General features: G+C 49.3%; 21 protein-coding genes. 10 read left to right on the top strand and 11 right to left on the bottom strand.

The features are described from left to right. The 5 genes from FQV43_RS00385 to FQV43_RS00365 all read left to right on the top strand — a co-directional run bounded on the left by FQV43_RS00385 (position 1) and on the right by FQV43_RS00365 (position 9,325). Positions 1-762 (top strand): decaprenylphospho-beta-D-erythro-pentofuranosid-2-ulose 2-reductase, encoded by a 762-nt coding sequence (locus FQV43_RS00385; RefSeq protein WP_144273611.1) that lies wholly within the window; start codon positions 1-3, stop codon positions 760-762. Between the two features lie 128 nt (positions 763-890). After that, a complete protein-coding gene (locus tag FQV43_RS00380; RefSeq protein ID WP_146338083.1) occupies positions 891-2,870 on the top strand; it encodes a galactan 5-O-arabinofuranosyltransferase in 1,980 nt (659 codons plus the stop codon). A 130-nt stretch (positions 2,871-3,000) separates the two neighbouring features. Continuing rightward, positions 3,001-6,291 (top strand): arabinosyltransferase domain-containing protein, encoded by a 3,291-nt coding sequence (locus FQV43_RS00375; protein WP_146340310.1) that lies wholly within the window; start codon positions 3,001-3,003, stop codon positions 6,289-6,291. Between the two features lie 132 nt (positions 6,292-6,423). Beyond that, positions 6,424-8,376 carry a M13 family metallopeptidase gene (locus FQV43_RS00370; RefSeq protein WP_146338081.1) on the top strand — a complete coding sequence of 651 codons (1,953 nt, stop codon included), beginning with the start codon at positions 6,424-6,426 and terminating at the stop codon, positions 8,374-8,376. Between the two features lie 22 nt (positions 8,377-8,398). Further along, positions 8,399-9,325 (top strand): alpha/beta hydrolase, encoded by a 927-nt coding sequence (locus FQV43_RS00365; RefSeq protein ID WP_210415256.1) that lies wholly within the window; start codon positions 8,399-8,401, stop codon positions 9,323-9,325. Here FQV43_RS00365 and FQV43_RS00360 read toward each other — a convergent pair. From FQV43_RS00360 to FQV43_RS00340, 5 genes are read right to left on the bottom strand one after another with little or no spacing between them, the layout of a single operon-like run. Continuing rightward, on the bottom strand, positions 9,300-10,127 hold the full coding sequence (locus FQV43_RS00360; RefSeq protein ID WP_146338077.1) for a VOC family protein: 828 nt from the start codon (positions 10,125-10,127) through the stop codon (positions 9,300-9,302). The two genes, FQV43_RS00365 and FQV43_RS00360, sit on opposite strands and share 26 nt — an antisense overlap. Further along, positions 10,127-10,423, bottom strand: a complete 297-nt coding sequence (locus tag FQV43_RS00355) for an RNA-binding S4 domain-containing protein (protein WP_146338075.1) — start codon at positions 10,421-10,423, stop codon at positions 10,127-10,129. Before FQV43_RS00355 ends, FQV43_RS00360 begins: the two co-directional genes overlap by 1 nt. Positions 10,424-10,462: 39 nt before the next feature. Then, positions 10,463-12,175: a hypothetical protein gene (locus FQV43_RS00350; RefSeq protein ID WP_210415247.1), complete on the bottom strand. Its 1,713-nt coding sequence runs from the start codon at positions 12,173-12,175 to the stop codon at positions 10,463-10,465. Positions 12,176-12,200: 25 nt separating this feature from the next. Further along, positions 12,201-12,893, bottom strand: a complete 693-nt coding sequence (locus FQV43_RS00345) for a LysE family translocator (RefSeq protein ID WP_146338073.1) — start codon at positions 12,891-12,893, stop codon at positions 12,201-12,203. Between the two features lie 15 nt (positions 12,894-12,908). Further along, positions 12,909-13,625: an SDR family oxidoreductase gene (locus FQV43_RS00340; protein ID WP_144273604.1), complete on the bottom strand. Its 717-nt coding sequence runs from the start codon at positions 13,623-13,625 to the stop codon at positions 12,909-12,911. A 474-nt stretch (positions 13,626-14,099) separates the two neighbouring features. Here FQV43_RS00340 and FQV43_RS00335 point away from each other — a divergent pair, with 474 nt between their 5' ends. Together FQV43_RS00335 and FQV43_RS00330 are read left to right on the top strand one after the other, a co-directional pair. Then, positions 14,100-14,915 (top strand): PRC and DUF2382 domain-containing protein, encoded by an 816-nt coding sequence (locus FQV43_RS00335; RefSeq protein WP_146338071.1) that lies wholly within the window; start codon positions 14,100-14,102, stop codon positions 14,913-14,915. Between the two features lie 126 nt (positions 14,916-15,041). Continuing rightward, complete coding sequence (locus FQV43_RS00330; RefSeq protein WP_144273602.1) at positions 15,042-15,392, top strand: DUF2583 domain-containing protein; 351 nt, start codon at positions 15,042-15,044, stop codon at positions 15,390-15,392. A 2-nt stretch (positions 15,393-15,394) separates the two neighbouring features. Here FQV43_RS00330 and FQV43_RS00325 read toward each other — a convergent pair whose 3' ends face one another. Then, positions 15,395-16,186, bottom strand: coding sequence for a TSUP family transporter (locus FQV43_RS00325; RefSeq protein WP_371710901.1), 792 nt, complete (start codon positions 16,184-16,186; stop codon positions 15,395-15,397). Between the two features lie 103 nt (positions 16,187-16,289). Here FQV43_RS00325 and FQV43_RS00320 point away from each other — a divergent pair, with 103 nt between their 5' ends. Then, positions 16,290-17,351: an AbrB family transcriptional regulator gene (locus tag FQV43_RS00320; RefSeq protein ID WP_144273601.1), complete on the top strand. Its 1,062-nt coding sequence runs from the start codon at positions 16,290-16,292 to the stop codon at positions 17,349-17,351. Here the strand turns inward: FQV43_RS00320 and FQV43_RS00315 are convergent. Beyond that, the gene (locus FQV43_RS00315; protein ID WP_144273600.1) at positions 17,326-17,757 is read right to left on the bottom strand and encodes a MarR family winged helix-turn-helix transcriptional regulator; all 432 of its coding nucleotides are present in this window, start codon (positions 17,755-17,757) and stop codon (positions 17,326-17,328) included. The two genes, FQV43_RS00320 and FQV43_RS00315, sit on opposite strands and share 26 nt — an antisense overlap. Positions 17,758-17,805: 48 nt before the next feature. Here FQV43_RS00315 and FQV43_RS00310 point away from each other — a divergent pair, with 48 nt between their 5' ends. Next, positions 17,806-18,180 carry a DUF1304 domain-containing protein gene (locus FQV43_RS00310; RefSeq protein ID WP_146338067.1) on the top strand — a complete coding sequence of 125 codons (375 nt, stop codon included), beginning with the start codon at positions 17,806-17,808 and terminating at the stop codon, positions 18,178-18,180. Positions 18,181-18,185: 5 nt separating this feature from the next. Here FQV43_RS00310 and FQV43_RS00305 read toward each other — a convergent pair whose 3' ends face one another. Further along, positions 18,186-19,850, bottom strand: a complete 1,665-nt coding sequence (locus FQV43_RS00305) for a DUF885 domain-containing protein (RefSeq protein WP_146338064.1) — start codon at positions 19,848-19,850, stop codon at positions 18,186-18,188. A gap of 182 nt (positions 19,851-20,032) precedes the next feature. Here FQV43_RS00305 and FQV43_RS00300 point away from each other — a divergent pair, with 182 nt between their 5' ends. After that, a complete protein-coding gene (locus FQV43_RS00300) occupies positions 20,033-21,037 on the top strand; it encodes an ROK family protein (protein WP_146338062.1) in 1,005 nt (334 codons plus the stop codon). On the opposite strand, the gene FQV43_RS00295 is transcribed toward FQV43_RS00300, so the two are convergent. The 3 genes from FQV43_RS00295 to FQV43_RS10165 form a co-directional block, all read right to left on the bottom strand. Continuing rightward, positions 21,034-21,612, bottom strand: a complete 579-nt coding sequence (locus FQV43_RS00295; RefSeq protein ID WP_146338060.1) for a nitroreductase family protein — start codon at positions 21,610-21,612, stop codon at positions 21,034-21,036. The two genes, FQV43_RS00300 and FQV43_RS00295, sit on opposite strands and share 4 nt — an antisense overlap. Positions 21,613-21,743: 131 nt before the next feature. Beyond that, a complete protein-coding gene (locus FQV43_RS10230; protein WP_256371489.1) occupies positions 21,744-21,872 on the bottom strand; it encodes a hypothetical protein in 129 nt (42 codons plus the stop codon). Positions 21,873-21,922: 50 nt separating this feature from the next. Then, positions 21,923-22,123: a hypothetical protein gene (locus FQV43_RS10165; protein ID WP_246846927.1), complete on the bottom strand. Its 201-nt coding sequence runs from the start codon at positions 22,121-22,123 to the stop codon at positions 21,923-21,925. Positions 22,124-22,442 lie beyond the last annotated feature (319 nt).

Genomic DNA, 22,442 nt, shown 5'->3' with positions numbered 1-22,442 from the left:
ATGCTCAACGCTGTAGGTCAAGTACAAAATATCCTTTTACTCGGTGGCACTTCAGAAATTGGACTCGCCATAGTTACTGAATTCCTCACGCACAGCAGTGCACACGTCACATTGGCAGCACGTTCGCGCTCGCCACGTCTCGAAGCAGCCATAGATCAAATAAAACAAGCAGGCGCGACCGACGTCAGCGTCCTTGACTTTGACGCAACTGACTTTGATAAACACCCTCAGGTAATCGACGATGCTTTCGCTCATGGTGACGTCGATATCGCCATTGTTGCCTTTGGCACTCTTGGGGATCAAGAACGTCTCTGGCAAGAACATGACCTAGCAGTACGCAGCGCACAAACCAACTACACAGCACCAGTATCAGTCGGTGTGCTCCTTGCCCAAAAGTTTAAGCAACAAGGTCACGGCACTATCGTTGCCCTTTCCTCCGTAGCAGGTCAGCGCGTTCGACGCTCAAACTTTGTCTATGGTGCTGCAAAAGCTGGCATGGACGGTTTCTACCTCAACCTCGGTGAAGCACTAAAAGAATATGGTGCTCGAGTTCTCGTCGTACGCCCTGGTCAAGTGCGCACCAAGATGTCTGCTGACGCAGGTGAAGCACCATTGACAGTAAACCGTGAGGATGTCGCTAAAGCAACAGTTGAAGCAGTTATTGCAAAGAAAGACACCATCTTTGTGCATCCACTATTCCGCTATGTCTCGCTAGCATTTAACTTTATTCCGCAAGCAATTTTTAGAAAATTACCTTTCTAATCCTTGCGATATACACACCATGTATCACAATTTGATACAGTCCGATGAATACAGTGGCGTACTCATACCGAGTGCGCCACTAAAACACTCAACAGACTAGGGAGCACAGGGTGCATAGGGAGCACAGTATGACAACAACTACAAGCGCAGCAGATTCCCCGTCCATTTCACGATTCCACATGGATGTTGGTTTTACTCCCAATCCCCTTAGTCGCAAAGCAACCCTGGGCGCTATGGCAGCTGCCGTCCTAGCTGGCGGTTTCCTTACTTTAATCGCTTGGCTTATCCTCAAGTCCACTTCATTGCCTGCCTTTGGCGGCTCCCTTGTCTCTCGATCACTTGCCACATTTAGCATTGTTATTGTCGTGGTCATTACCGGAATTTTATTGAGTGCACTGGTTAATGATCAACGAACAGAACGTGCTATCCCCGCATGGCGACGAGCACTAACCTATGCTGTTTCTTACCTCAGCCCCGCTGGGCTCGTTATTGGTGCCCTAGCAATTCCCCTCTCTGCCACCAAGCTCTACCTCGACGGCGTTGCAGTAGACCAAGGTTTTCGCACTCAATATCTCACCCGACTCACCCAAACATGGCACTTATCTGACATGAACTATGCAGATCTGCCTGCTTTCTACCCTGCTGGATGGTTCTGGCTTGGCGGTCGCTTTGCCAATATCATGCACCTATCCGGCTGGGAAGCATTTCAGCCTTGGGCATTAGTCTCCTTAGCCGGTGCAAGCTGTATGCTTGTTCCCGTATGGCAACGCATTAGCGGCAGCCTAGCCGTAGCCACTGCCATTGCCCTAGTAAGCACTGCCATTGCTTTGGTAATGAGCGCTCAAGAACCCTACGCTGCAATCATTGCCCTGGGCGCGCCTGCAGCAGCCATTATCACGTACCGGGCGTTAATGGGCAGTAGTTTTGCCATTGTGGGCTTGAGTGTTTATCTCGGCATCTCTGCCTCCTCATACACCTTGTTTACTGCCACAATCGCACTCAGCATTGTGTTTCTCTCTGGTATTCTCGCTGCTTTCTTTGAGCGTAGTTGGAAACCAATTCTCAGCGTGATCATTATTGGTTGTGGCTCCATGCTCATCGCAGCATCTGTATGGGCTCCTTATCTTCTCGCCTTGCTAAAAGGTGAGCACACCTCAGGTGCTACAGCAACGCATTACCTGCCCATTGAGGGAACACAAATACCATTGCCCATGCTTGCGGCGAGCGTCGTCGGAATTTTATGTTTCATTGGTGTGTTGTACCTGATCGTTAACTTCCGCGAACCCAGTGTCCGCGCCCTAGGGTTGAGTCTTATTATTTTCTATGGGTGGATTCTTGCGTCCATGTCTACCACTCTGGCGGGTTCGACATTGCTGGGATTCCGTTTGGATATCGTCGTTACGCTTATTCTGGCAGTAGCAGGGGTGCTTGGGTTAGCTGACCTGCGTTTAGTGGGGATACATCGTCTCTACCCGGAGCGTTTCTCGCCACGGGTATCGCGCACTATTACTATTGCGTTAACAGTTATTCTGATGTGTGCTGGCATTAAATATGCTCAAGAAATCCCTAATCGCAATGCTCATGCTATTGATCTTGCCTATACCGAAACTGATGGTAATGGTGAGCGCGCAGATAGATACCCAGCTGATTCGGGGCAGTATTTTGCCGAACTTGACCAAGAGATTCGCTCACATGGTTATACCCCAGAAAATGCCATCGTCCTCACAAGTGAAAACGATTTCTTGTCTTACTACCCCTACTATGGGTTCCAGGCTTTTACGAGCCATTATGCTAATCCGCTTGGTGAGTTCGATCAGCGCAACAAACTGATTGAGCAATGGGCTGAGCAAACCTGGGATGAGCTCAAAGAGCCACAAGCATTCCTTGATGCACTTGGTCGTTCCCCTTGGCGGGCTCCTGATGTGTTCATTTTCCGTGGTCATAAGGATGATTCCGAGGGGTGGACCTACAACTTGGCTGAAGATATTTACCCGAATAATCCCAATGTTCGACTTCGCGGCATTAAGTTCAATCCTGCTAGCTTCGATTCATCTGAGTTTAGTATCACAGAAATTGGGCCATTCGTTGTGGTGACTAGAGTGCACTAAGTGGACATTGGGTTAGAAGAAACGTAAGAGATAAGCTACACTTATTTTTTGTGTCTTTATCCGGTAAAAAAAAACACAGTTTGTACCTAAGCAATTAGTGCTCACTAGCCTTGTCACTGGCTTATTGGGGATGCTGCTTTTCATCCTCACCCCATTTTTACCAGTGAACCAGGTTCAGTCTTCACTATCCTGGCCGCAGAACTCCTCATTAAGCAGTATCAATGCGCCGCTGGAGAGTTATGCACCAGAAAAAATGGATGTCACGGTGCCAATCTCCGCGATTGGAGATCTTCGTGAGAATCAGCAGCTAGTTCTAGGCACACTGCCTCTGGATAGCAAAAAAGCAACGTCGCGTGGTCTTTTCATACGTTCTGCAGAAGGCGGAATTGATGTTATTGTGCGAGAAAAGGTCATCATTAACCTTTCTGCACAGCAAGTACAACAATTGCCTGCCGACGCCAAACTCGTCATTCATTCCGGCGAAAAAGAAACGACTGTCGCCATCCCAGGCGCTTTCGACGAAAAAGGCAAAGAATACGCAGCGACTATTGAAGAAGACAGCCGCCCACAAATCACTGGTATTTATACTGAGCTAGATGACACGCGCCCCGATGCTGCTCAAGCCTTAATTGCCAATGGGCTCTCTGTCAATGTAGAGATCAACTCTCGTTTTACCTCCAGCCCTTCCTTGCTCAAATTCAGCGCAATGGCATTGGGCGTTGTTCTCACCATCATTTCGTTGATTACCTTATTCCGAATTGATCGCCATGATGGGCGTGGTCGCATTCATTCCTTGACCGCCAAAAGTTGGCGTCCCACATTCCTTGACGCTATCGTTGGTGCCCTTTTGACCTTCTGGTACTTCTTTGGCGCTAATACTTCCGACGATGGGTTCATCATTACGATGGCAAAGGCGTCGCATAGCTCCGGGTATATGGCAAATTATTATCGTTGGTTTGGTGCCCCAGAATCACCTTTCGGCGCTCCTTACTATGACCTCATTGCCTTGATGTCACAGTTCAATACGGCATCGACTTGGTTGCGCCTACCCGCCTTCATAGCTGCTCTGGGAATGTGGTTCCTTATCTCCCGCATGATTTTGCCAACATTGGGTGAAAAAATTAGCGGACGCCGCGTCGCACAGTGGACTGCGGCTTTCATGTTCCTCGCGTTCTATATGGCTTATGACAACGGTCTGCGTCCAGAACCAATTATTGCCTTTGGCGCCCTATCCACATGGGTACTCTTTGAGCGAGCAATTGCCACCGATCGCTTATTACCAGCTGCACTTGGTACTGCTACCGCTGCTTTCACACTCGCGTGTGGCCCTACTGGCCTTATGGCGGTAGCGGCTTTGCTTGCCTGCTTGTCTGGGGTTTTGGGAATTATCTACCGACGCACCAGCAGCCTTACCAGAACTGAAACAAAAGTTGCACGTGGTGGCGCATGGCTAGCGCTGCTCGCCCCATTTTTCGCTGCAGGATTCTCAGTGCTAGTGGCAGTATTTTCCGATCAAACCTTGATGTCTGTTTTGGAATCTATACGAGTGCGAAGCGAAAAAGGTCCATCCCTGAGCTGGTACCAAGAATACTTCCGCTACACCACATTGATGCAAACAACTGTTGACGGTTCTTTTGCTCGTCGTTTCGCGTTCTTGTTCTTGATGGTGTCGCTCGTCCTAGTTATTGTTTCAGTGCTGCGCAACCGCAAAATACCGGGCACTAACCACGGATCGGTTATTCGTCTTATTCTCGTGCTGCTCTTTACTTTCTTCTTCCTCATTTTCACCCCAACCAAGTGGACACACCACTTTGGTATTTTCGCCGGTTTTGGTGGTGTAATTGGTGGATTAGCAGCAGTGGCATTGTCTCAATTTGCGTTGCAAGCAAAACGCACTCGCACCTTAATCACTGGTATTATCCTGCTCGTTTTCGCATTTGCACTATCTGCTACTAATGGCTGGTGGTATGTTTCCAGCTACGGTATCCCGTGGTTCGACAAGACCATCCAGGTCAATCACATTGAGGCCGGTACCGTTATGCTAGTCATCTCAGTGATTGTCATTTTCATCGGCGCGTTGCAATCATATAGTAAAGATCTACACACCACCATTGTTCAAGAAGAAGGTGGTGCTGCGGCAGTAGCCAAAGAAGAAGCACGCAATCGCTTTAAGGCAGCTAGGTTTGCTGGCATAGCCTCGGCACCCATCGCTGTCGCGTGCATTATTTCTGTATTGTTCTCCTGCGCTAGTTTTGCAAAGGGCTTTGCAGCACAATACCCAGCGTATTCCGTTGGGTTAGGTAATCTGCGTACCCTCAAAGGTCAAACTTGTGCAATGGCAGATAATATCCTGGTAGAGACTAATAGCAACGATTCTTTCCTTCCAGTGCTAGATGGTAGTGAACTAGGTGCGTCGCTAGAGAACGAGGAAAACCGTGGCTTTGGGCCAAATAATATCCCTACCCAGGTAGAGGAGGATTCCCCAACTGCTACTGTAGAAAGTCTCGCTAAGCCAGTTCTAGCATCAGAAAACACTGAGGAAACTGAAACCAGTGAAGAGACTCCACTCGACGGCAGTGGTGTCAATGGTTCCTTCGCTATTTTGCCCTTTGACTTAGATCCAAGCAGAGTGCCAGTCACTGGTTCTTTCTCACTAGATTCTCAAACATATTCAGAAGCATTTACCAATTGGTACTCGCTGCCGCAAGCGAAAGAACAAGCACCTTTGGTAGTGGTCAGTGTGGCTGGCCGTATCCAATCAACTGATATCAATGGTGTGCTACAAAATGGGCAATCATTGGTTGTGCAATACGGTAAGAGCAATCCTGATGGTTCTGTTACTGAACTTGGCGAAACAACCATGTTAGACCCACTGGCACACACTTCTATTTGGCGTAATCTACGCTTGCCGTTAGCGGATTTGCCTGCCGACGCCAATGTGATTCGTCTCCACGCCATTGATTCCAGCTTGGATCCAAAACAATGGTTAGCCTTTACCCCACCGCGAGTTCCTACACTCGATACGCTCAACAATGTTGTTGGCACTGCGCCAACACTCATTGACTGGTCTACTGCATTCCAATTCCCATGCCAGCGTCCTTTCGGGCACTATGCCGGTGTGGCAGAAATCCCTGAGTACCGCATTTTGCCTGATTATGATGTAGAAAGTGATGTTACTTACTTCCAGGACTATTATGGCGGTGGCATCATGGGTACTGCAGAAGCAGTGAACTATAGCTATCTCATGCCAAGCTACGCTAAAGATGATTGGCTGCGCGACTGGGGTTCTATTGAAGTGCTCAAGCAACGTCCTAATTCCCTAGGTCAAGCTCCACAATTAGCAAAAATTGACACCCAGGTTATCACCCGCTCAGGGCTATGGAAACCAAGCACCATGAGCACTAATACTGAGAATAACTAGCCTCATCCAGTGCTATAGAGCGAGCCGCAGAACACCATTGTTTCCGGCTCGCTTTTGTATTGGCTGGGCGTCGAAAAGCAAAAATGCGCAGATCTGCGTCCTTGGCGCGTATTTTTTATTAAAGTAGGGCACATGAAACTTCATGATCTCTACCGTCTTGTCAATGGTCCTTGGATAGATAACCACGAGATTCCCGCCGATCGTGGCGCCGATGGTGTCTTTCTTGCCCTGCGTGACCAAGCAGAAGAAGATGTACACGCCATTGTGCAGGAGGAAAAAGACTCACTTGCTGGGGTGCTCTACCAATCCTTCATGGATACTGATGGGGTAAATAGTGCCGGTACAGGTGCTATCGACGAAGATATCCGCAGTATTTCCACTGAGTCGGCAGCTGCTTTTCTGAGTTCCTTGGGCAAGCTGGACGCAACCGGAGTCAGTGGTCTGTTGAACTTTTGGGTGGCTAAGGACTCTGCCAGCGAAGACGCTGTTGCTTATGTATTCCAGTCGGGACTGGGATTGCCTAATGAAGCCTACTACCGAGAACAAGCACAAGCAGAGATTCTTGCTGCCTATGAAAAGCATGTGGTCGCCATGCTTGGTTTCTTAGCACCAGATATTTTAGGAGTTTCGCCTACAGAAGCAGCAGCACGTATTGTTTCAGTGGAAAAGAGTATTGCTGCTGGGCATTGGGATGTGGTGGCAAGTCGTGACGCGATCAAGACCAATAATCCCACTGAGTTTGCCGACTTACCTGATCTTATCCAAACGTATTTGCGGGCTATGGGACTACCTGAGCATCGACTTAATGTACGAATGCCAGATTATTTAGATCATCTCATCAGTCTCTTTTCTGAAGAAAGTGCGCATAGCCTGGAAGATTTCCGACTCTGGACACTGTGGCATATTTTGCTCTCTCGCGCCGCGTACTTAAGCGAGGAAATCTCAGCAAAGGATTTTGAGTTTTATGGCACTGTTCTCTCTGGCGCTACCGAACAGCGGGCTCGATGGAAACGCGCAGTGGCAACAGCTGAAGGACTTGTCGGGGAAGAAATTGGGCAGCATTTTGTGCAACGCCATTTCCCGCCTTCCTCCAAAACAGATATGTTGGAATTAGTTGATTATCTCATTAAGGCTTATCATGAGCGCATTAGTGCCTTGCAGTGGATGAGCCCAGCTACTCGCGAGCGTGCTTTAGAAAAACTTGCGCAGTTCCGGGCGAAAATTGGTTATACAGATAGCTGGCGGGATTATTCCGCACTCGACTTCTCCCCACTGGGTAAGGATCTGGTAGCCAATGTACGTGCTGGTGCTGCTTTTGAGCATGAGTATCAGCTCAGTACCATTGGTGCTCCTATTGACCGGGATCGGTGGCATTCCACACCACAAACAGTCAATGCGTTTTACAATCCAACGGTCAATGACATCACATTCCCAGCAGCTATTTTGCGTCCACCATTTTATTCTCCTGACGCTGATGCTGCGGAAAACTTTGGCGCAATTGGTGCTGTCATCGGACATGAAATTGGGCATGGTTTTGATGATCAAGGCTCACAGTATGATGGGCAAGGTAATCTCCACTCCTGGTGGACTCCAGAAGATCGAGAGGCCTTTAGCGCGTTAACCTCTCAGTTAGTAGAGCAGTTCACGGGTCTTGTCCCACACGCCATTGCAAGCACTGGTGCCGAATCCGCTGGTGTCAATGGCGAGTTCACCTTGGGTGAGAATATCGGTGACCTCGGTGGTTTAGGTGTGGCAGTCATTGCGTATCGCAATTACCTTGCCGACCAAGGGCTCGACTTCGCTTCTTCACCACAATTACCCTTTGAGGTTGAGGGAGCCGAACCAGAGTTATCGGGTCAAACCTTTAATGGATTGCAGCGGCTATTCTTGTCGTGGGCAAGGGTATGGCGTTCTAAGACCCGCCCAGAGGTGGCAAGTAACTATTTGCTTATTGATCCGCATTCTCCTGCCGAGTTCCGTTGCAATGTTATTGCCGGTAATATCGCCGAACTCTATGAAGCATTCGACGTCCAACCCGATTCCCCCATGTGGATTGATGAGGATAAGCGCGTAAGCATTTGGTAAACCCAAACCCCTGGTAGGAGCCATAGTGAGTGAGGAAAACACGTCTGCCCAGCAACACAACCACGAGTTTCAGGTTGGTGGGATAGATCGCCAATTAAGCCAAGAGCAGCAATTAGAGCAACTGAGTTCTTATATTCATGCGCATTATGAGCAGCCGGAGAAGAATCCCCCTTGGGTAAGTCCGCCTGCTCAACCTTCCGACCCAGCACTGGCTGATTCTTATGATGCGCGCTTACCTGACCGGCTCACTCACGCAAGTATGCTCATGCTTGGTTCTGCCTTAGATCACGCCATGCCCGGTGTGGCTTTTGCCGACAAGGTGCAGCTCAAGGCCATACCTGAGCTTAATGCACAACTTTTTATGCCGTCGGCTGAATCGACTAATACCCAACGCTGGATTATTACGCTACATCCTGGTGGTTGGTGGAAAGGATCTGGGGTTGCCTTAGAAAATGCATGGCGCCCTGAGGTTGCTGCAGTAGCGGAATTATCTGGTATCCCGTGCCTTGACCTGGATTATCCGCTGTTGCCTGAGCATAATGTCGATCAGGTGATTGCCCATGTGCATACTGCTGTCTCTTGGGTCAGGGCACAGTATCCTCACATACGGTTAGGGGTGTGGGGTTATTCCTCAGGTGGGGCGTTAGCAAGCCTATGCGCCGAGCTTTTCGACGCCCAGGCGCTAACTTTCCCACACCTTGACTTGGATATGTTGCCTAAACAGTTGCGCGGCACGCATGAGTGCACCAAGACAAGCACATGGCCGCGTACTCTCTTCCAGCTTGCCACTTACGATGAGATTGCTGGTAGCTATCCACTGGTGCAACAGGCTGAGAATGTTGTAGTAAAAACCTATGTGTCACATCATCGTATTTCTACGCCTGAGGTAGCACGCCAACGAGTACGCGATGTTGCTGAGTTTTTTAACCAAACTCTGGGTAGTTGCTGAGGTCTATGTCTTGAAGAGGGTCTGATTCTCTGCCCTCTGCCACTGGTTCGGCAACCTCGCATATAGTCAGTGTGGCTCCCGTGGCGTCGGCAATAATGGCCATTCGACCAAAAGCACTATCCCAAGGTTCGCGGATAATGTCGCCACCGAGTTCTGGGACACGAACCACAGCAGCATCGACATCTGCTACGCCCAAGTATGATTGCCAGAAATTGGGCACATGAGCAGCAAAGAGTTGGTGTGCGTCGAGAATACCGGCGAAGGCTGCGCCGTCGACAAGCGCTGTGGTGTAGCTGCCGTATTCATTGCGTTGTTCAGACATGAGCCACTCAAAGAGGTCGGCATAGAATTGGGTTGCTTGAGCGTAGTCGTTCACGCAACTGAGTTCATGCCATACTGGTGTGCCAGGTTCGCCTGCGGCAATGAAAGAATCTTCGCCGCCTGGTTCGATAAGCCCAAAGGCAGCACCGGCATTATCAACCACAATGGCCATACGCCCGAGCCGCACCTCGGCAGCTGGTGCCAGGACTCGACCGCCCAATTGTGCAATCTGCTGGCACTGTGTATCAATATCGCCGCTGAGGAAATAAGTAATCCATGTGTCTGGTTGTGCACTGTTTTTGTCGCGCTGCACAATTCCTGCCACCGGCAATCCTTGGATCCGTGCCACATGATAGCCAGGGGAATATTCTGAGATTTCCCAACCAAATAATTCACTGTAGAACTGCACAGACTGTGCACTATCACTGCTGGTGAGATCGAGCCAATAAGGCATTCCCACTTCAGCTTGGAAGGCAGGCATTAGAGATTCCTCCACTGTTCAGGGTCAAAGTCGTCGTCGGCTGTGGCTTCATCGAAATAATCTTCGAGGTCTTCGTTTTGTGCCACAACCCGAGCACACAATGACCCAACGCAAATCACATCGCCATCACGCAATGTTTTTCCGCGCCTGGTATCTGTGTGCCCATTGACAGTTACCTCACCGGCAGCAATCGCTTCTTTTGCTGCACCACCCGTGTCGACGAGATTGGCTAACTTAATGAATTGACCAAGTTTTATCGTTTCATCACGGATATAAACGTCCTGAGGTGTGCGCATATCTTTAGTGTAATTGCTGCCTATGTGTTATACGCAATTTTATAGCGAGTCGAGGTTGGCTACATCGCTTAATACTGGCACTGCCATATCTTTTACTGGCGAGTTCCATACTTGCATTCGTGAGGGAGTCACCCGCAAATATATTTGGTGGAATTGCTCGCCTTTGAGATAGCTGTTCAGGAATGTCGCTAAGGCTGGATCCTGTGCTGCTTGTTGGCGAGTCTCCTCTGGTACTTCGAGTGCTGCCATGTAGTCGCGTGGAATCGCCTCAACTAAACCACTTGGGCGAGAGCCAAACTCTGATTCCATTGGCAGCATACGCATAGACAGTGCAGTGCCTAGTCTGCCGTCGACGGTATGGAGCGTGAAACGATATGTCTTACCTTGAATAGTCACTGCAACATCACGTTGTGGTGAGGCATAGGCAAACTCGGTAACTTTCATGTTCACGCCAGGAGCTAATTCTCCCTGATAATTAAATGGCGACGCAGCTGCTAGGGTTTCTAAGCTCCGATCCTGTGGCGAATTCTCTAATTGCGCACCTACCAGCGGCATATTTGTTTGGGTGAACTCCCACTGCTGGGCGCGAAGATCTTTGTGCCAAAAACCGGTGTGGCCTTGTGCATCCATGCCTTCCACGCGTAGTTCTCTGTTGTTGGAGCCTGGTGCTGTGGAGTGAATGGAGATGCGATTGGTGATTTTACCGGGGATTTTGGGTTGGTGATGCCAGTCGTCGGCGGGCAGGCCGATTGGTGCACTTTGTTCGTCGAGTCGATGTTGTAGTGCATCTTGTGCTGCGGGTCGGTTGTCTTGACCCCAACCATAGCGGAATTGTGCTGGATCGGAGCCGTTGATGTCGAAGTCGGAGAGTCTGGTATACATATCGCCGTATTTGTTGGTGATAAACATCATGGATCCGGAGGCAGAAATGGCTTCTGCTTGGAATCTCGAGTTCAATGGGGTGCCGACTTCATAGGAATAATCCCGTGCTAGCCAGGGGTCGAGGGAGTAGATACGGGAGCCGTCGTCGCTGAGTGCTACTAGCTGGGTTACTTTAGCCAAAGATACTGGTTGTTGTTTGCCGTCTGGGGTGTCATACACTCGGTCTGTGTGCGTGCCGATGAGACTAAAGGACCAGCGTCCAGGCTTGGTGGTTGGTGATTGGAGTCCTTTGCCAAGCCATACTGGCCCACCCCAGGCTCTGATCCAGCCCCAGCGTTGTGGGCTGGATTGTAAATTAGAAAGGGTGTAGATCCAACCATCTGCGTCGAGTGCCACGAGTGCGTCGTCGTTAAGCGATATGCTGACAATTTTTCCGCGCAAGCACTCTGGTGTGGGCAGTTGGCGCCACTGTTGTTGGTCGCGGTAGCGCACGAATAGTTCGCCGTTGCGCAATGCTACTTCTAGTTGGTCGTTGAAGCCTTGGGTGTTATCGCGGAGGTCAATGCGCGCTGGTAGGGCTGGGTTATTGGCGAGGGGGAGTTGTTCGTAGCCTTGGGTGCCGTAGTCTGGTGGCACAATTCCTAGTGGGAATTGTCCATTTCCTTTGAGGAGGTCACCAAGATATGGCACGCATTCTTGTGGGCCGGCAGAGGCAGGAATGACTGGTTGAGGTGAGTCGGCAGGAATGGCTCCTGCTGGGTTTATTCCTGCGCATATTCCTAGTGCTACCAGGCTCAGTTCTGCAATTTTGGCTACTCGACGCCGCCCTTGCGGTTTGTGCTGCTTGGGCAACCTTTTCTGTGGATACATATGCCTCTCATTCTCTTAGTTATTGCTAAGCAATGAGTTTCATGATTGCGCTTGTTCCCTCGTACACCATGTAGAGTCCGATGAGGAGGAAGATGATGCCAGCGGCAATGTCAATGAAACTACCGCTGGCAATGATACGTCGTGCGAAGGCGCGAACGGCTATGGCAAAGCCGATAAACCATATGCAACCGACCACAATGAGAAAGAGCGCGATGCCAATTGTCCAACCAATGTTCATGCCTGGCTGGATGAATTGTGCGAAGATGCTGGCAAAGAACACAATTGCTTTGGGGTTGGATAGATTGGTCACAATGCCTAGTCGTAGTGCTTGCGCCATGCTAAGCGACGCACTTTGAGCTGGGTTGGCAGCTGAGTTGGCACTGTCGGCTGCGTCGATTAGCTCTTGATCGGCACTGTGTGTTTTATTGCGTGCTGCCCATCCGGCTTTGATTGAGCCAAAACCCATCCAGGCGATATATGCGCCACCGAAAAGTTGGATAAGGTGCAGGATAATGGGTTGGGTTTCGATGAGGGCAGCCATTCCCAGTAGTGAGGCAATGATCCACACGGTATTGCCGATCATGATTCCTGCTGCGCAATAAATACCGGAGAGGCGATCTTTGGTACCTACTCGTATTATTTGGAGCAGATCTGGACCGGGTAACGCGATGGCGGCGATCCAGATCATGAATAATGCACCAAGAGAAGCTAAGCTCATGGGCATTTATTCTAACTAAATCACTTGATCTTGTGGGGTAATGACCATGCGATCTATGTTCATGTGTTCTGGTAGGCTTGCCACCCATCTGATTGCTTCGGCGATATCTGCTGCGGTGAGGTTGAGCTTGTCGGCATAGACTTGTGCTGCTTTGTGCGCGTCGCCGCGGAAACGTACTAGCGAGAAATCGGTTTTTACTCGTCCGGGATCAATTTCGCACACGCGTAGGTTTTTGTCGGCAAATTCAATGCGCATGACTTTGTTGACCGCGCTTACCCCGAATTTTGCCGCGTTGTAGCCGGCGCCACCTGCGTAAGCATTAAAACCGGCGACAGAGCTAATGTTGATGATCTGCCCGTTATCGGCTTCTAGCAGGTCAAGGAGGGCTTTTGTGACTCGAACTGTGCCAAGTACATTGGTTTCGTACATCCAGGTCCATTCTTCGAGATTGCCTTGTGCAATTGGGTCAAGACCTTTGGCGCCGCCTGCATTATTCACTAGGAGTTGGCAGTGCCCGTACTCTTTTACTTTTGCGGCAAACTTGTCGACGCTGTTCTGGTCGGTTACATCGAGTTCTAGTGCCACACCCTGTATTTCTTTGGCTATTTTCTCTAGTCTTTCTAGCCTTCTTGCTGCGACAATGACCAACCAACCGTCTTTGGCTAAGGCTCGGGCTGCGGCCTCACCAATTCCTGAGGATCCACCTGTGACAACTGCTACCTTCTTTGACATTTGCTCACTCCTGTTTCTTATGTGGTTTCTTTTTTGGGTTAGTCATGTGGCCAAAAATGACCGTCGAGAGCCTAAAAAGACTCCCAAAAACTAGGTCAATCATATAGTTACATAACCGTTATATCGCACATATTTCTGCGAAATTTCCGCCATGCGCGTATCCAGACAAGCTACTGATGAGACACCTAAAATGGGCATATTTTTGGTAGCAAAACCACATGGTTACGAACTTATATAATTAACCTATTTCTGTCATTCTACAGTTAGCAATGCCCGTGAGCTGCCCATACACTCGGTTGTAGTGCACTTGAGCAGAACAAGTTACAGGTTCCGAGTGAGTGCGCAAGGTTGAATTATCGTCTCATAAAGGTCGTGCACACTATGCAACGTGCACACTATGCAAGTGGCAATGACTGTAGAGAATGAGACAGAACAAAGTTAGAACAAAAAGATTCAGGAAGGAATCAACTTATCATGACTAAGAAGAGCGTTAAAGCACTATTCGACGCAACCGCTTACGACAAAGCTGGCGACAAGCTCGGTGGCGTAAAGGAAATTTTCGTTGACGACAAGACCGGTCAGCCAACTTTCGTTGAGGTTAACCACGGTCTATTCGGTTTGAGCAGCAGCCTTGTTCCACTACGTGGTCACCGTCTTAATGGCGACGAGCTTCACCTAGCTTTCAGCAAGGATCGCATCAAGGATGCTCCATCTCTTGACTCCGAGAAGGGCCTTAACCCACAAGAGCAGAAAGAACTCTACGCTCACTACGGTCTAGAGTCTATCGAAGATGTTGAGTCTTACTCTGCTGAGAACACCACCACTACTCACACCACTGAGCAGGCAACTTTCGCTGGTCAGACTGCAAACACCGAGACTGCTGCAGCTACTGAGCGTACCGCTGCAACCACCGGTGATGACAGTATTGTTCGTTCTGAAGAGCAGCTTACTGTGAACAAGGATCGCGTACAGTCCGGTGAGGCTCGTATCCGCAAGTACGTTGTTACTGAGACTGAGACTGGTGAAGTTCCTGTTACTCGTGAAGAGGTTCAGGTTAAGCGCGAGCCAATCTCTGCTGAGGATGCTGCTAACTACAACGGCAAGATCGGTGAGGACGAGGCTTCTGTTATCCTTCACGAAGAGCGTGTTACTGTTCAGAAAGAAACTGTTCCTGTAGAGAAGATCTCTCTTGAAAAGACTCAGGTTCAGGACACTGCACGTTACTCTGAGGAAGTTCGCAAGGAGCGCGTAGAGTTCACCGACGACGTTGAGAAGAACTCTAAGAAGTAAAATCCTGCGATAACCGCGCAGAACCATTAAGCCACTGTATGCCCTCATGCGTGCAGTGGCTTTTTATATAGTCATATAGGCTCTTTTATGACCTGTTTATAGACCTGCAATTATGAGGAGAAAAAGATGAGTGATCGAAAAATGCGAGTACCTTGGCCGGAACTGTCCCTGGCTCTCCTCGGCGGTATCCTCATCGTCGTTGGCTTAGTTTTTTCGCTAGGAAGCGTAGGCGCGCTTGGTATTCCGATAGCAGTAGTCTCTGTTCTTGCTGCTCTCTTTACTCTCCCATTATCGTTGCTGCATAGTCGAGGACAATTTGTCTCCCTGTTCGTCGGCACGATTCTTAGCCTCGGTGGCCTTTGGTATGGCATGAGTCAACAAGAGGACGCAGAAATTTTCTCCCCTGCACTCTTAGCTTTCGTCGGAGCAGCACTTATCTTGTCCGCACTATGCAATCTCATTGCGCGTAGAGGATAGTTCTAGCGCATTGCCACGTATTGCTGCCAGGCAAGATACGCACTCATCACTACGACCAACACCAGCAGCGCACGTCGTAAAAGTTTTGTACCCCCACCAAGCACCGTCCGTGCCCCCAATTGTGCTCCGGCGATATTCGCCAACGCCAATACCACCCCTAGTTTCCACATCACATACCCACCTGCAATAAATACCGCAAGTGCACCCAGGTTGGTACTCGTATTGACAATTTTGGCCAGGACTGCTGATTGCATGAAGTCTTTGGCAATGATGGCACTAAAGCTCATAATCAAAAACATTCCGGTACCTGGCCCAAAGACACCGTCGTACATAGCAATAAGTGCTACCACACCCAAAATAGCTACTCGACGCAGCGTCGAGTGTTTTTCCTGATTATCCTGCCGCTGCTGCCCAAATTGCGGGCGCAGTGCCACAAAGGTTCCCGAGAAAAGCAATAACACAATCACTACGGGACGCATGATGTCCTTATTGATCTGTGCTGCCACTAACGCACCACCAGCAGAACACAACAATGCAAGAGGTACGAGTTGGCACGCAAACCGCTTATCCAATGGTACTTTGCGCGCCAATGCCCATGTGGCTGAGGCGGTTCCACTTACCGCAGCCATTTTATTCGTTGCTGCTGCGGTGGCATAAGAAAATCCAGGTACCACGCTGAGGATAAGCGGAATGAGGACTAATCCTCCCCCACCAATCACTGCATCCACCCATCCAGCAGCAGTTGCCCCAATGATAAGAACAATCCATTGCGCAATATCCATGAGAGTTATCATAGACCTGCTTGGGTATCGTCGAGAGCTTGTTTGGTTTTCGCTGTACTTTGTTTTTAATAAAATTGCACACGAGATAGATACGCGATGAGTGGAGGAAGTGGCTATGGCAGCAAAAGATAAGCGCATATGGTTGAGATGGCTGATTGTCGTTGCTGCGTCGATAGTGTTCGGGCTGTTATTTCAGCGACTCCATATTCCTGCGGGTTGGATTTTGGCGGGCATTCTTGCCTCTGGAGCACTTGCGTTATCCACTGGTCAAGAATTGACCATGAATAAGCAGTTTTTTGTGTTTGTGCGAGGATTCATTGGTATTTTGGCTGGTGTTCCCCTAGTTGGCACCCCATTAGTTGAGCTGACCCCCTATATTTTGCCTGCACTGTTTACCACCGCTATCACCCTTGGTATTGGGGTGATTGGCGGATTATTGCTCTCTAGGGCGCAGCGCGCAATTAGCTCTGAAACTGCTATTTTGTCCATGCTCGCCGGAGGTGCGTCCATGATGCCCATGCTGGCTAAAGAGTTAGGGGCAGATTATCGCTATGTGGCTTTGAGCCAATACTTGCGATTGCTGATTATCTCTATTTCCTTGCCGCTTATCACCCATGTATTGTCCCCCCAAGGTGCCAGCTCTCATGCAGTGCACCCTCCACTCCAAGCGTGGTGGGTGTTGCTCATCATGGCGCTAATCGCCTTTTTCGGGGATCGTTTCGGGCGACTATTGCACCTACCAGCGCCGACTGTTCTTGGACCTATGGTATGTACTGTCATTATCGGCAAGGCATTATCCATTGACTTTACCCCACCATACCTGGTGCAATATGTTGCCTTCATGGCAATTGGTTGGATGTGCGGTGGTGGATTATCTGTAGCAGCACTCAAACTTTTTGCCGCACAACTCCCGGCAACCTTGATTTTTATTGCGGTTCTTATCTGTGGTTGCGCTGCCACTGCTCTACCATTAACTAGCTGGCTTGATGTGAGTTATTTTGAGGCGTATCTGGCTACTAGTCCTGGTGCACTAGAGACTGTGCTGGCATTATCCAGTGAAGGCAATGCAGGTTCTGTGGTGATTGCCTTCCAGATTATTCGTGTTATATGTGTGCTGTTACTGGCTGGTTATTTGCCTACGCTGATACGGCTTATATTGCGTCGGCGCTCGGATTAATTTTCGCCATGATGGCGTGTAGGGCGTGTAGATCAGCATCATCCAATCCTAATGACGCTGCTACTTGTGCATACATCTGTTTTGCTTCGGCTTCCATTGCTGTGCTTTTCGACGTTAAAAAGAAATGCACTTTGCGATAATCCTTAGGATTATGTTCTCTGGTTACCAGCCCTGCTGTTTCCATGCGTTTGAGCAGCGGTGACAAGGTACCAGAGTCAAGGTCTAATGGTGTGGAAAGCTCCCCTATGCTTTGCCCATCTTGTTCCCAAAGGCACACCAGCACCAGGTATTGCACATAGGTAATGCCCCATTCTTCCAAGTATGGGCGATACATTCTTTGCATGAGGCGAGAGCCTGTGTAGAGCTGGAAACAGATGTGCTTATCTAGTTGCATTTCTTGAGCCATATATGCAATCATATTGTACGCAATTAAAAAATACAAGGAGAGAATACCATGACTATCGCACTATTCATCACTGCTGCCCTTGCAGCAATCCTCCATATCTTTATTTTCTATTTAGAGTCTTTTGCGTGGTTAGGTAAAGGACGAGCAGTATTTGGCATGAGCGAACAACAAGCACATGCAACCAAAGAAATGGCATTCAATCAAGGGTTTTATAACCTCATGCTTGCTATTGTCACAATCGTCGGCTTAGTTTTGTGGACCATAACGCGACCAGCAGCAATAGCCCTCATTGGTGCTGGCACCGGTTCCATGTTTGCTGCTGCTCTGTTACTTTTTGCTACTGCACCTGATAAGCGTTCAGCAGCAATCAAACAAGGAACTCTGCCCCTACTGGCTCTCATTCTGCTTAGTTTTGCGGCTTAATCCGCTTAGTCCAAGAGCTGAGCTCGCAAAATAGACATCGGAATTGAGCCCAATGCCAAAGCGCGCGAGTGGAAACCTTTGAGGTCTTGACCTTGGGCCAGAGCGTCGTCGCGCAGCTGCTGCCACAGGCGCTGCCCTAGCGCATAGGATGGTGCCTGACCCGGCCAGCCTAGGTATCTATCCAGCTCAAAGGCAAGATTTGCGTCATCCATAGCAGAGTTTTCGCGCAAGAAATGCTTGGCATAAGTGGCATCCCACACATCAGTACCCTCAGGGTTTTTCTTGCCTAAATGAATCCCAATGTCAAGCACCACGCGCGCTGCTCGCAATCGTTGAGCATCTAATAAGCCCATGCGAGTGCCTGGGTCATCGTGGTAGCCCAATTCTTCCATGAGCGCTTCGGCATATAACGCCCAACCTTCGCCATGACCTGAGTTCCAGCAACCAATGCGTCGCCATAAGTTGAGGTTATCGCGTTCGACAATCGCTGCACCACATTGTAAATGATGTCCAGGAACCGACTCGTGGTACACAGTGGTTAATTCCTGCCACGTGTGAAAAACCTCTTGACCAGCAGGAACCGACCACCACATTTGACCTGGGCGTGAAAAATCATTGCTCGGTGGAGTATAGAAAATACCACCGGTGCCTGCGGGGTCAATGCGTGCCTGAATTGTGCGGATTGGTTGTGCAATATCAAAATGTACGCCGTCTAATGCCGCAATGGTGTCGTCGGCAGTTTTTTGCATCCACTCTTGGAGCTTGTCCGTACCGTGAATGGTATAGCGCGGCTCATTATTGAGCTTTTTCATTGCTTCGCGCACGCTGGTACCTGCGCCATAGAGTTGAGTAGCAATTTTTTGCTGTTGCGCAATTATTTCCTCTAATTGCGCCAATCCCCAGGTGTAGGCCTCGTCGAGATCGACAATTTCGCCGACAAATTGGTGGCTAAATCGCTGGTAGCGCTCTCGACCTACTGCATCGTCGCTAGGAGCTTGGGGAGCAAGATTCTCTGCAAGCCACTCAGCCATAGTGCCAAATGCCTCTTTGGCTGCCAACACTGCGCTATGATCAGCAGCCAAACCAAGGTTTTCCAGCATGGAATCAGAATCGGCTAGTTCTTTGCATTGGCGCATGACTGCATCTACTTGGCGTTGTGGGGCGACTTTTCCTTGGGAGGCCGCCAAAGCCAAAGACTCGCGGTATCCCGCCAATGCTTTATCAACGTGGCTAAGTCGTGCTGCTATTGCCTCTTGTTGTTCTGGTGTGTCCTGCGGCATGAGCATGAAAGTATCGCGGATTTCTTGCACTGGGGAGGCGATATTATTGAGCAGCTGGAGGTATTCCCCGTTGTGGTGCAAGGATAGTTCGAGGCAAAGGCGATCATGTAGTACCTGTGCGGTGACAATATCTACGTCGTCAAAGTCGTCTTCGTCGTCGCTTTCGTCGGTGCAGTCGTCGAGGGCATCGACGTCTGCGATCATCTCGCGAGTGCGGTCAGCGATATTTTCCCAGTATTGCGGGGAAAAATCTTGAAGTTTGTCTTCGTACCCTTCGATTCCCCAGGCAGTTGCTTGAGTTGGCGATAATTGCGCAAGATCGTGAATGTAGGAATCGCAAGAAGCGTCGAGCAGGGATGGGGTTCTGGGGGACTGTCGTCGAGAAGTCATAGTTGGCTAGTTTAGCCACTTTGGGGCTTAATAACCACCCCACGGTCAGCGCTTATCTTTTCATGCTTACCGACGCCCACCTAAGACAAATCTGTCTATAACTTAGGGTTTCTTCCTTCCTTTTTGGGGCAAAAATTGACCACAATTTAGACTATCCAGTCTATTTGACTTATTCTGTTTTTATGCGTAACAAGTTTACCGTCGCAAGTACGCCCGCTTTCGCGCGACCGCAAACCCCCGCAGCGGTCTGTATGCATATCACCCGCCTGCAGCAGCCCGTCACCAGACAAACAATCGTTAAACTTTCACAAAAGTCCCAACCGACTGTCACTCGTGCCATCAAGGCGCTTATCGACGCACAACTGATCAAAGAACGTCATGACCTATCGACAATTGCAGGCCCAGGGCGACCCACCATTCCCATCCAATTGAATACTTCGCCTTGGGTACAAATCGGTATAGCTGTGGGTACGCATTCCACATATATTGGCGCCTATAATATCCGTGGTCAGGTGCTGCGCGAAAAGTTTGTCGATATTACTGTTGCGCAGATTCATCCCAAAGAGTTTATTACACACTTAACGCCCCATATTCATGGGATTATTGAAGGCATTGGCTTACCACTGGCTAATCTGGGCATTGCCACATCTGGAACAGTCAATGCTGATGGGTTAGTAACTGCACCTAATTTGGGGTGGGATCGAGTAGATATCAGCAATTACCTGCATAATCAATTTGCTATTCCTATTACAATCACCAGCGTTATCACCGCCATTGCTGGCGCAGAGCAACAATTACAGTCGCCAGAAAAGAAAGACAAAGTGCTCTTGTTCTATGTCGATGATTCTAATGGTGCAGCAATCCTTACCACCGACGGGGTGTATCGCCTTGACGTTGCAAAAACAGATTCTCGCGTCGCTCTTGGGGCGATAGCCGTCGCACTGGCTAAAGAAACAAAACCAGACACCATCGTGTTAGCTGGTTCCGCTTTTGCACAACAAACCGATGCCCGCAAAGTTGGGCATAGCATTAAGCACTCTTATAAAAAAGAGGTGGAATTGCGCGTTATCCCCACGCATTTAGATAATGCTCGCGCAGCGGCACGAGCAGTAGCGCTCGACCGCCTCATCAACGATCCACTCGGCATCGCAGGACGAATGCGCAACGCAAAAGTAAAGGATTCTTAGTAAGAATCGTCAATGCGTCGATTAGCGGCACGACCAGGGTGTTCCGGCGTTTCAGCAGGATAGCCCATCGCAATGACCATGCCAACGCCACGATCAGTACGCCCACCCAAACCAAGCGCGTCAAGCACCTTTGCCTCATCCCAACCAGTAGTAGGTGAGGTAGCCAATCCTTCAGAGCTGGCAGCAATAAGCGCAAAAGAAGCAAGAATCATTGCGTCTTTCATGGCAGTTTCCCGCAAAGCAGCTGCGTCGAGCTTTTCATAATAAGAATTGACATAGGCTGCTCGTTCTTCGCCTAGCAGTTCAACAAGGTCATTAGGCACATCGGTATGAGCGACAGTCACCAAAACCACAGGAGCATCGCGCAATTGCTTCTGACCAGAGGCAGCAAAAATGCCGTCCTTTACCTTTTGATCACGAATAACCACCAAATCCGCACGTTGTGCGTTAAATGCAGTAGGTGCCTCTAGCGTAAGGTGAACCACCTTATCGAGAACTTCATCTGTGATTACCTGGTCAGTATATTTGCGCGTCGCCCGACGTTTTGCAATGGCTTCACTCACGGTCAATGACATTGCTCTGCCTTTCTCAAGTTATCTCTTCACGCATTTAATTGATGCAGCAACAATTATAGGTCAAGGCATAATTATCGCAAGCGCTTATAGGAACACAGATTAGGTATAAACAACTCACACGGAACTAACAGCTATGCATTTTTAATGAGTTTCTGTGCGCGCTGATGAGACACCCCAAGCAAGGCGCCAATATCCCGCAAGGTAAAACCCTGCTTTGATAAATCCTGAGCCGCACTGTGCATAGCGGCAGATGCTTGCACAGAAAGTTCGTGAGCTTTTTCATTGAGCTTGCGTGCCTCTGCAGCAAAAGCTAAATCCTCATTAGATAATCGACATGTATTACCGCATTCTGTGGGTCGTCGGTGAGTTCAGGAAAGAGTGTGAGTGCATCTTTGATTACATCCGGGATTTCGTCGAGGCGTCGTGCTTGTGTGATGATGCCAGGTTCTTCTTTTACACGGAGACTCCACCAGTTTTCATTGAGCGTTGCGGTGACGTGAAAAGTGTTCATGGTTAGTTGATTCCTAGCTGCTTGTAAATGCTTTTTGCATCGTTATTCGGGATTTCTGTGTGACGTGCGAGGGTTGTGTATTTTTCTCCGACCCAGATTCTTGTGTGGTTTGCGCCTTCGATGATTCGTATTTCTTGTTGTGTCTTTTTTGGCGTGGTTTTGGATTGTTTTAAGGATTTCTTTTCGCTTCGTCGCTCACGGATTCTATAGCTGTTGAAAATTTTTTGTCAACAGCTATAGAAATAAATCCATGCAAAAGGGGTGGTGTTGTAACACACCACCCCACCAGCGCACTAATAGCTGACTATATAGGCACACT

The organism is Corynebacterium sp. sy039 (assembly GCF_007904105.1).
In the GTDB taxonomy this organism is placed as follows: domain Bacteria; phylum Actinomycetota; class Actinomycetes; order Mycobacteriales; family Mycobacteriaceae; genus Corynebacterium.
Note: the sequence above shows the minus strand (reverse complement) of the source record. Positions and strands in the feature narration are given on the sequence as shown.

Coding starts and splice junctions, on each gene's coding strand:
- FQV43_RS00385 (WP_144273611.1), top strand. CDS start 1: ATGCTCAACGCTGTAGGTCAAGTACAAAATATCCTTTTACTCGGTGGC.
- FQV43_RS00380 (WP_146338083.1), top strand. CDS start 891: ATGACAACAACTACAAGCGCAGCAGATTCCCCGTCCATTTCACGATTC.
- FQV43_RS00375 (WP_146340310.1), top strand. CDS start 3,001: ATGCTGCTTTTCATCCTCACCCCATTTTTACCAGTGAACCAGGTTCAG.
- FQV43_RS00370 (WP_146338081.1), top strand. CDS start 6,424: ATGAAACTTCATGATCTCTACCGTCTTGTCAATGGTCCTTGGATAGAT.
- FQV43_RS00360 (WP_146338077.1), bottom strand. CDS start 10,127: ATGCCTGCCTTCCAAGCTGAAGTGGGAATGCCTTATTGGCTCGATCTC.
- FQV43_RS00355 (WP_146338075.1), bottom strand. CDS start 10,423: ATGCGCACACCTCAGGACGTTTATATCCGTGATGAAACGATAAAACTT.
- FQV43_RS00350 (WP_210415247.1), bottom strand. CDS start 12,175: ATGTATCCACAGAAAAGGTTGCCCAAGCAGCACAAACCGCAAGGGCGG.
- FQV43_RS00345 (WP_146338073.1), bottom strand. CDS start 12,893: ATGAGCTTAGCTTCTCTTGGTGCATTATTCATGATCTGGATCGCCGCC.
- FQV43_RS00340 (WP_144273604.1), bottom strand. CDS start 13,625: ATGTCAAAGAAGGTAGCAGTTGTCACAGGTGGATCCTCAGGAATTGGT.
- FQV43_RS00335 (WP_146338071.1), top strand. CDS start 14,100: ATGACTAAGAAGAGCGTTAAAGCACTATTCGACGCAACCGCTTACGAC.
- FQV43_RS00330 (WP_144273602.1), top strand. CDS start 15,042: ATGAGTGATCGAAAAATGCGAGTACCTTGGCCGGAACTGTCCCTGGCT.
- FQV43_RS00325 (WP_371710901.1), bottom strand. CDS start 16,186: ATGATAACTCTCATGGATATTGCGCAATGGATTGTTCTTATCATTGGG.
- FQV43_RS00320 (WP_144273601.1), top strand. CDS start 16,290: ATGGCAGCAAAAGATAAGCGCATATGGTTGAGATGGCTGATTGTCGTT.
- FQV43_RS00315 (WP_144273600.1), bottom strand. CDS start 17,757: ATGGCTCAAGAAATGCAACTAGATAAGCACATCTGTTTCCAGCTCTAC.
- FQV43_RS00310 (WP_146338067.1), top strand. CDS start 17,806: ATGACTATCGCACTATTCATCACTGCTGCCCTTGCAGCAATCCTCCAT.
- FQV43_RS00305 (WP_146338064.1), bottom strand. CDS start 19,850: ATGACTTCTCGACGACAGTCCCCCAGAACCCCATCCCTGCTCGACGCT.
- FQV43_RS00300 (WP_146338062.1), top strand. CDS start 20,033: ATGCGTAACAAGTTTACCGTCGCAAGTACGCCCGCTTTCGCGCGACCG.
- FQV43_RS00295 (WP_146338060.1), bottom strand. CDS start 21,612: ATGTCATTGACCGTGAGTGAAGCCATTGCAAAACGTCGGGCGACGCGC.
- FQV43_RS10165 (WP_246846927.1), bottom strand. CDS start 22,123: ATGAACACTTTTCACGTCACCGCAACGCTCAATGAAAACTGGTGGAGT.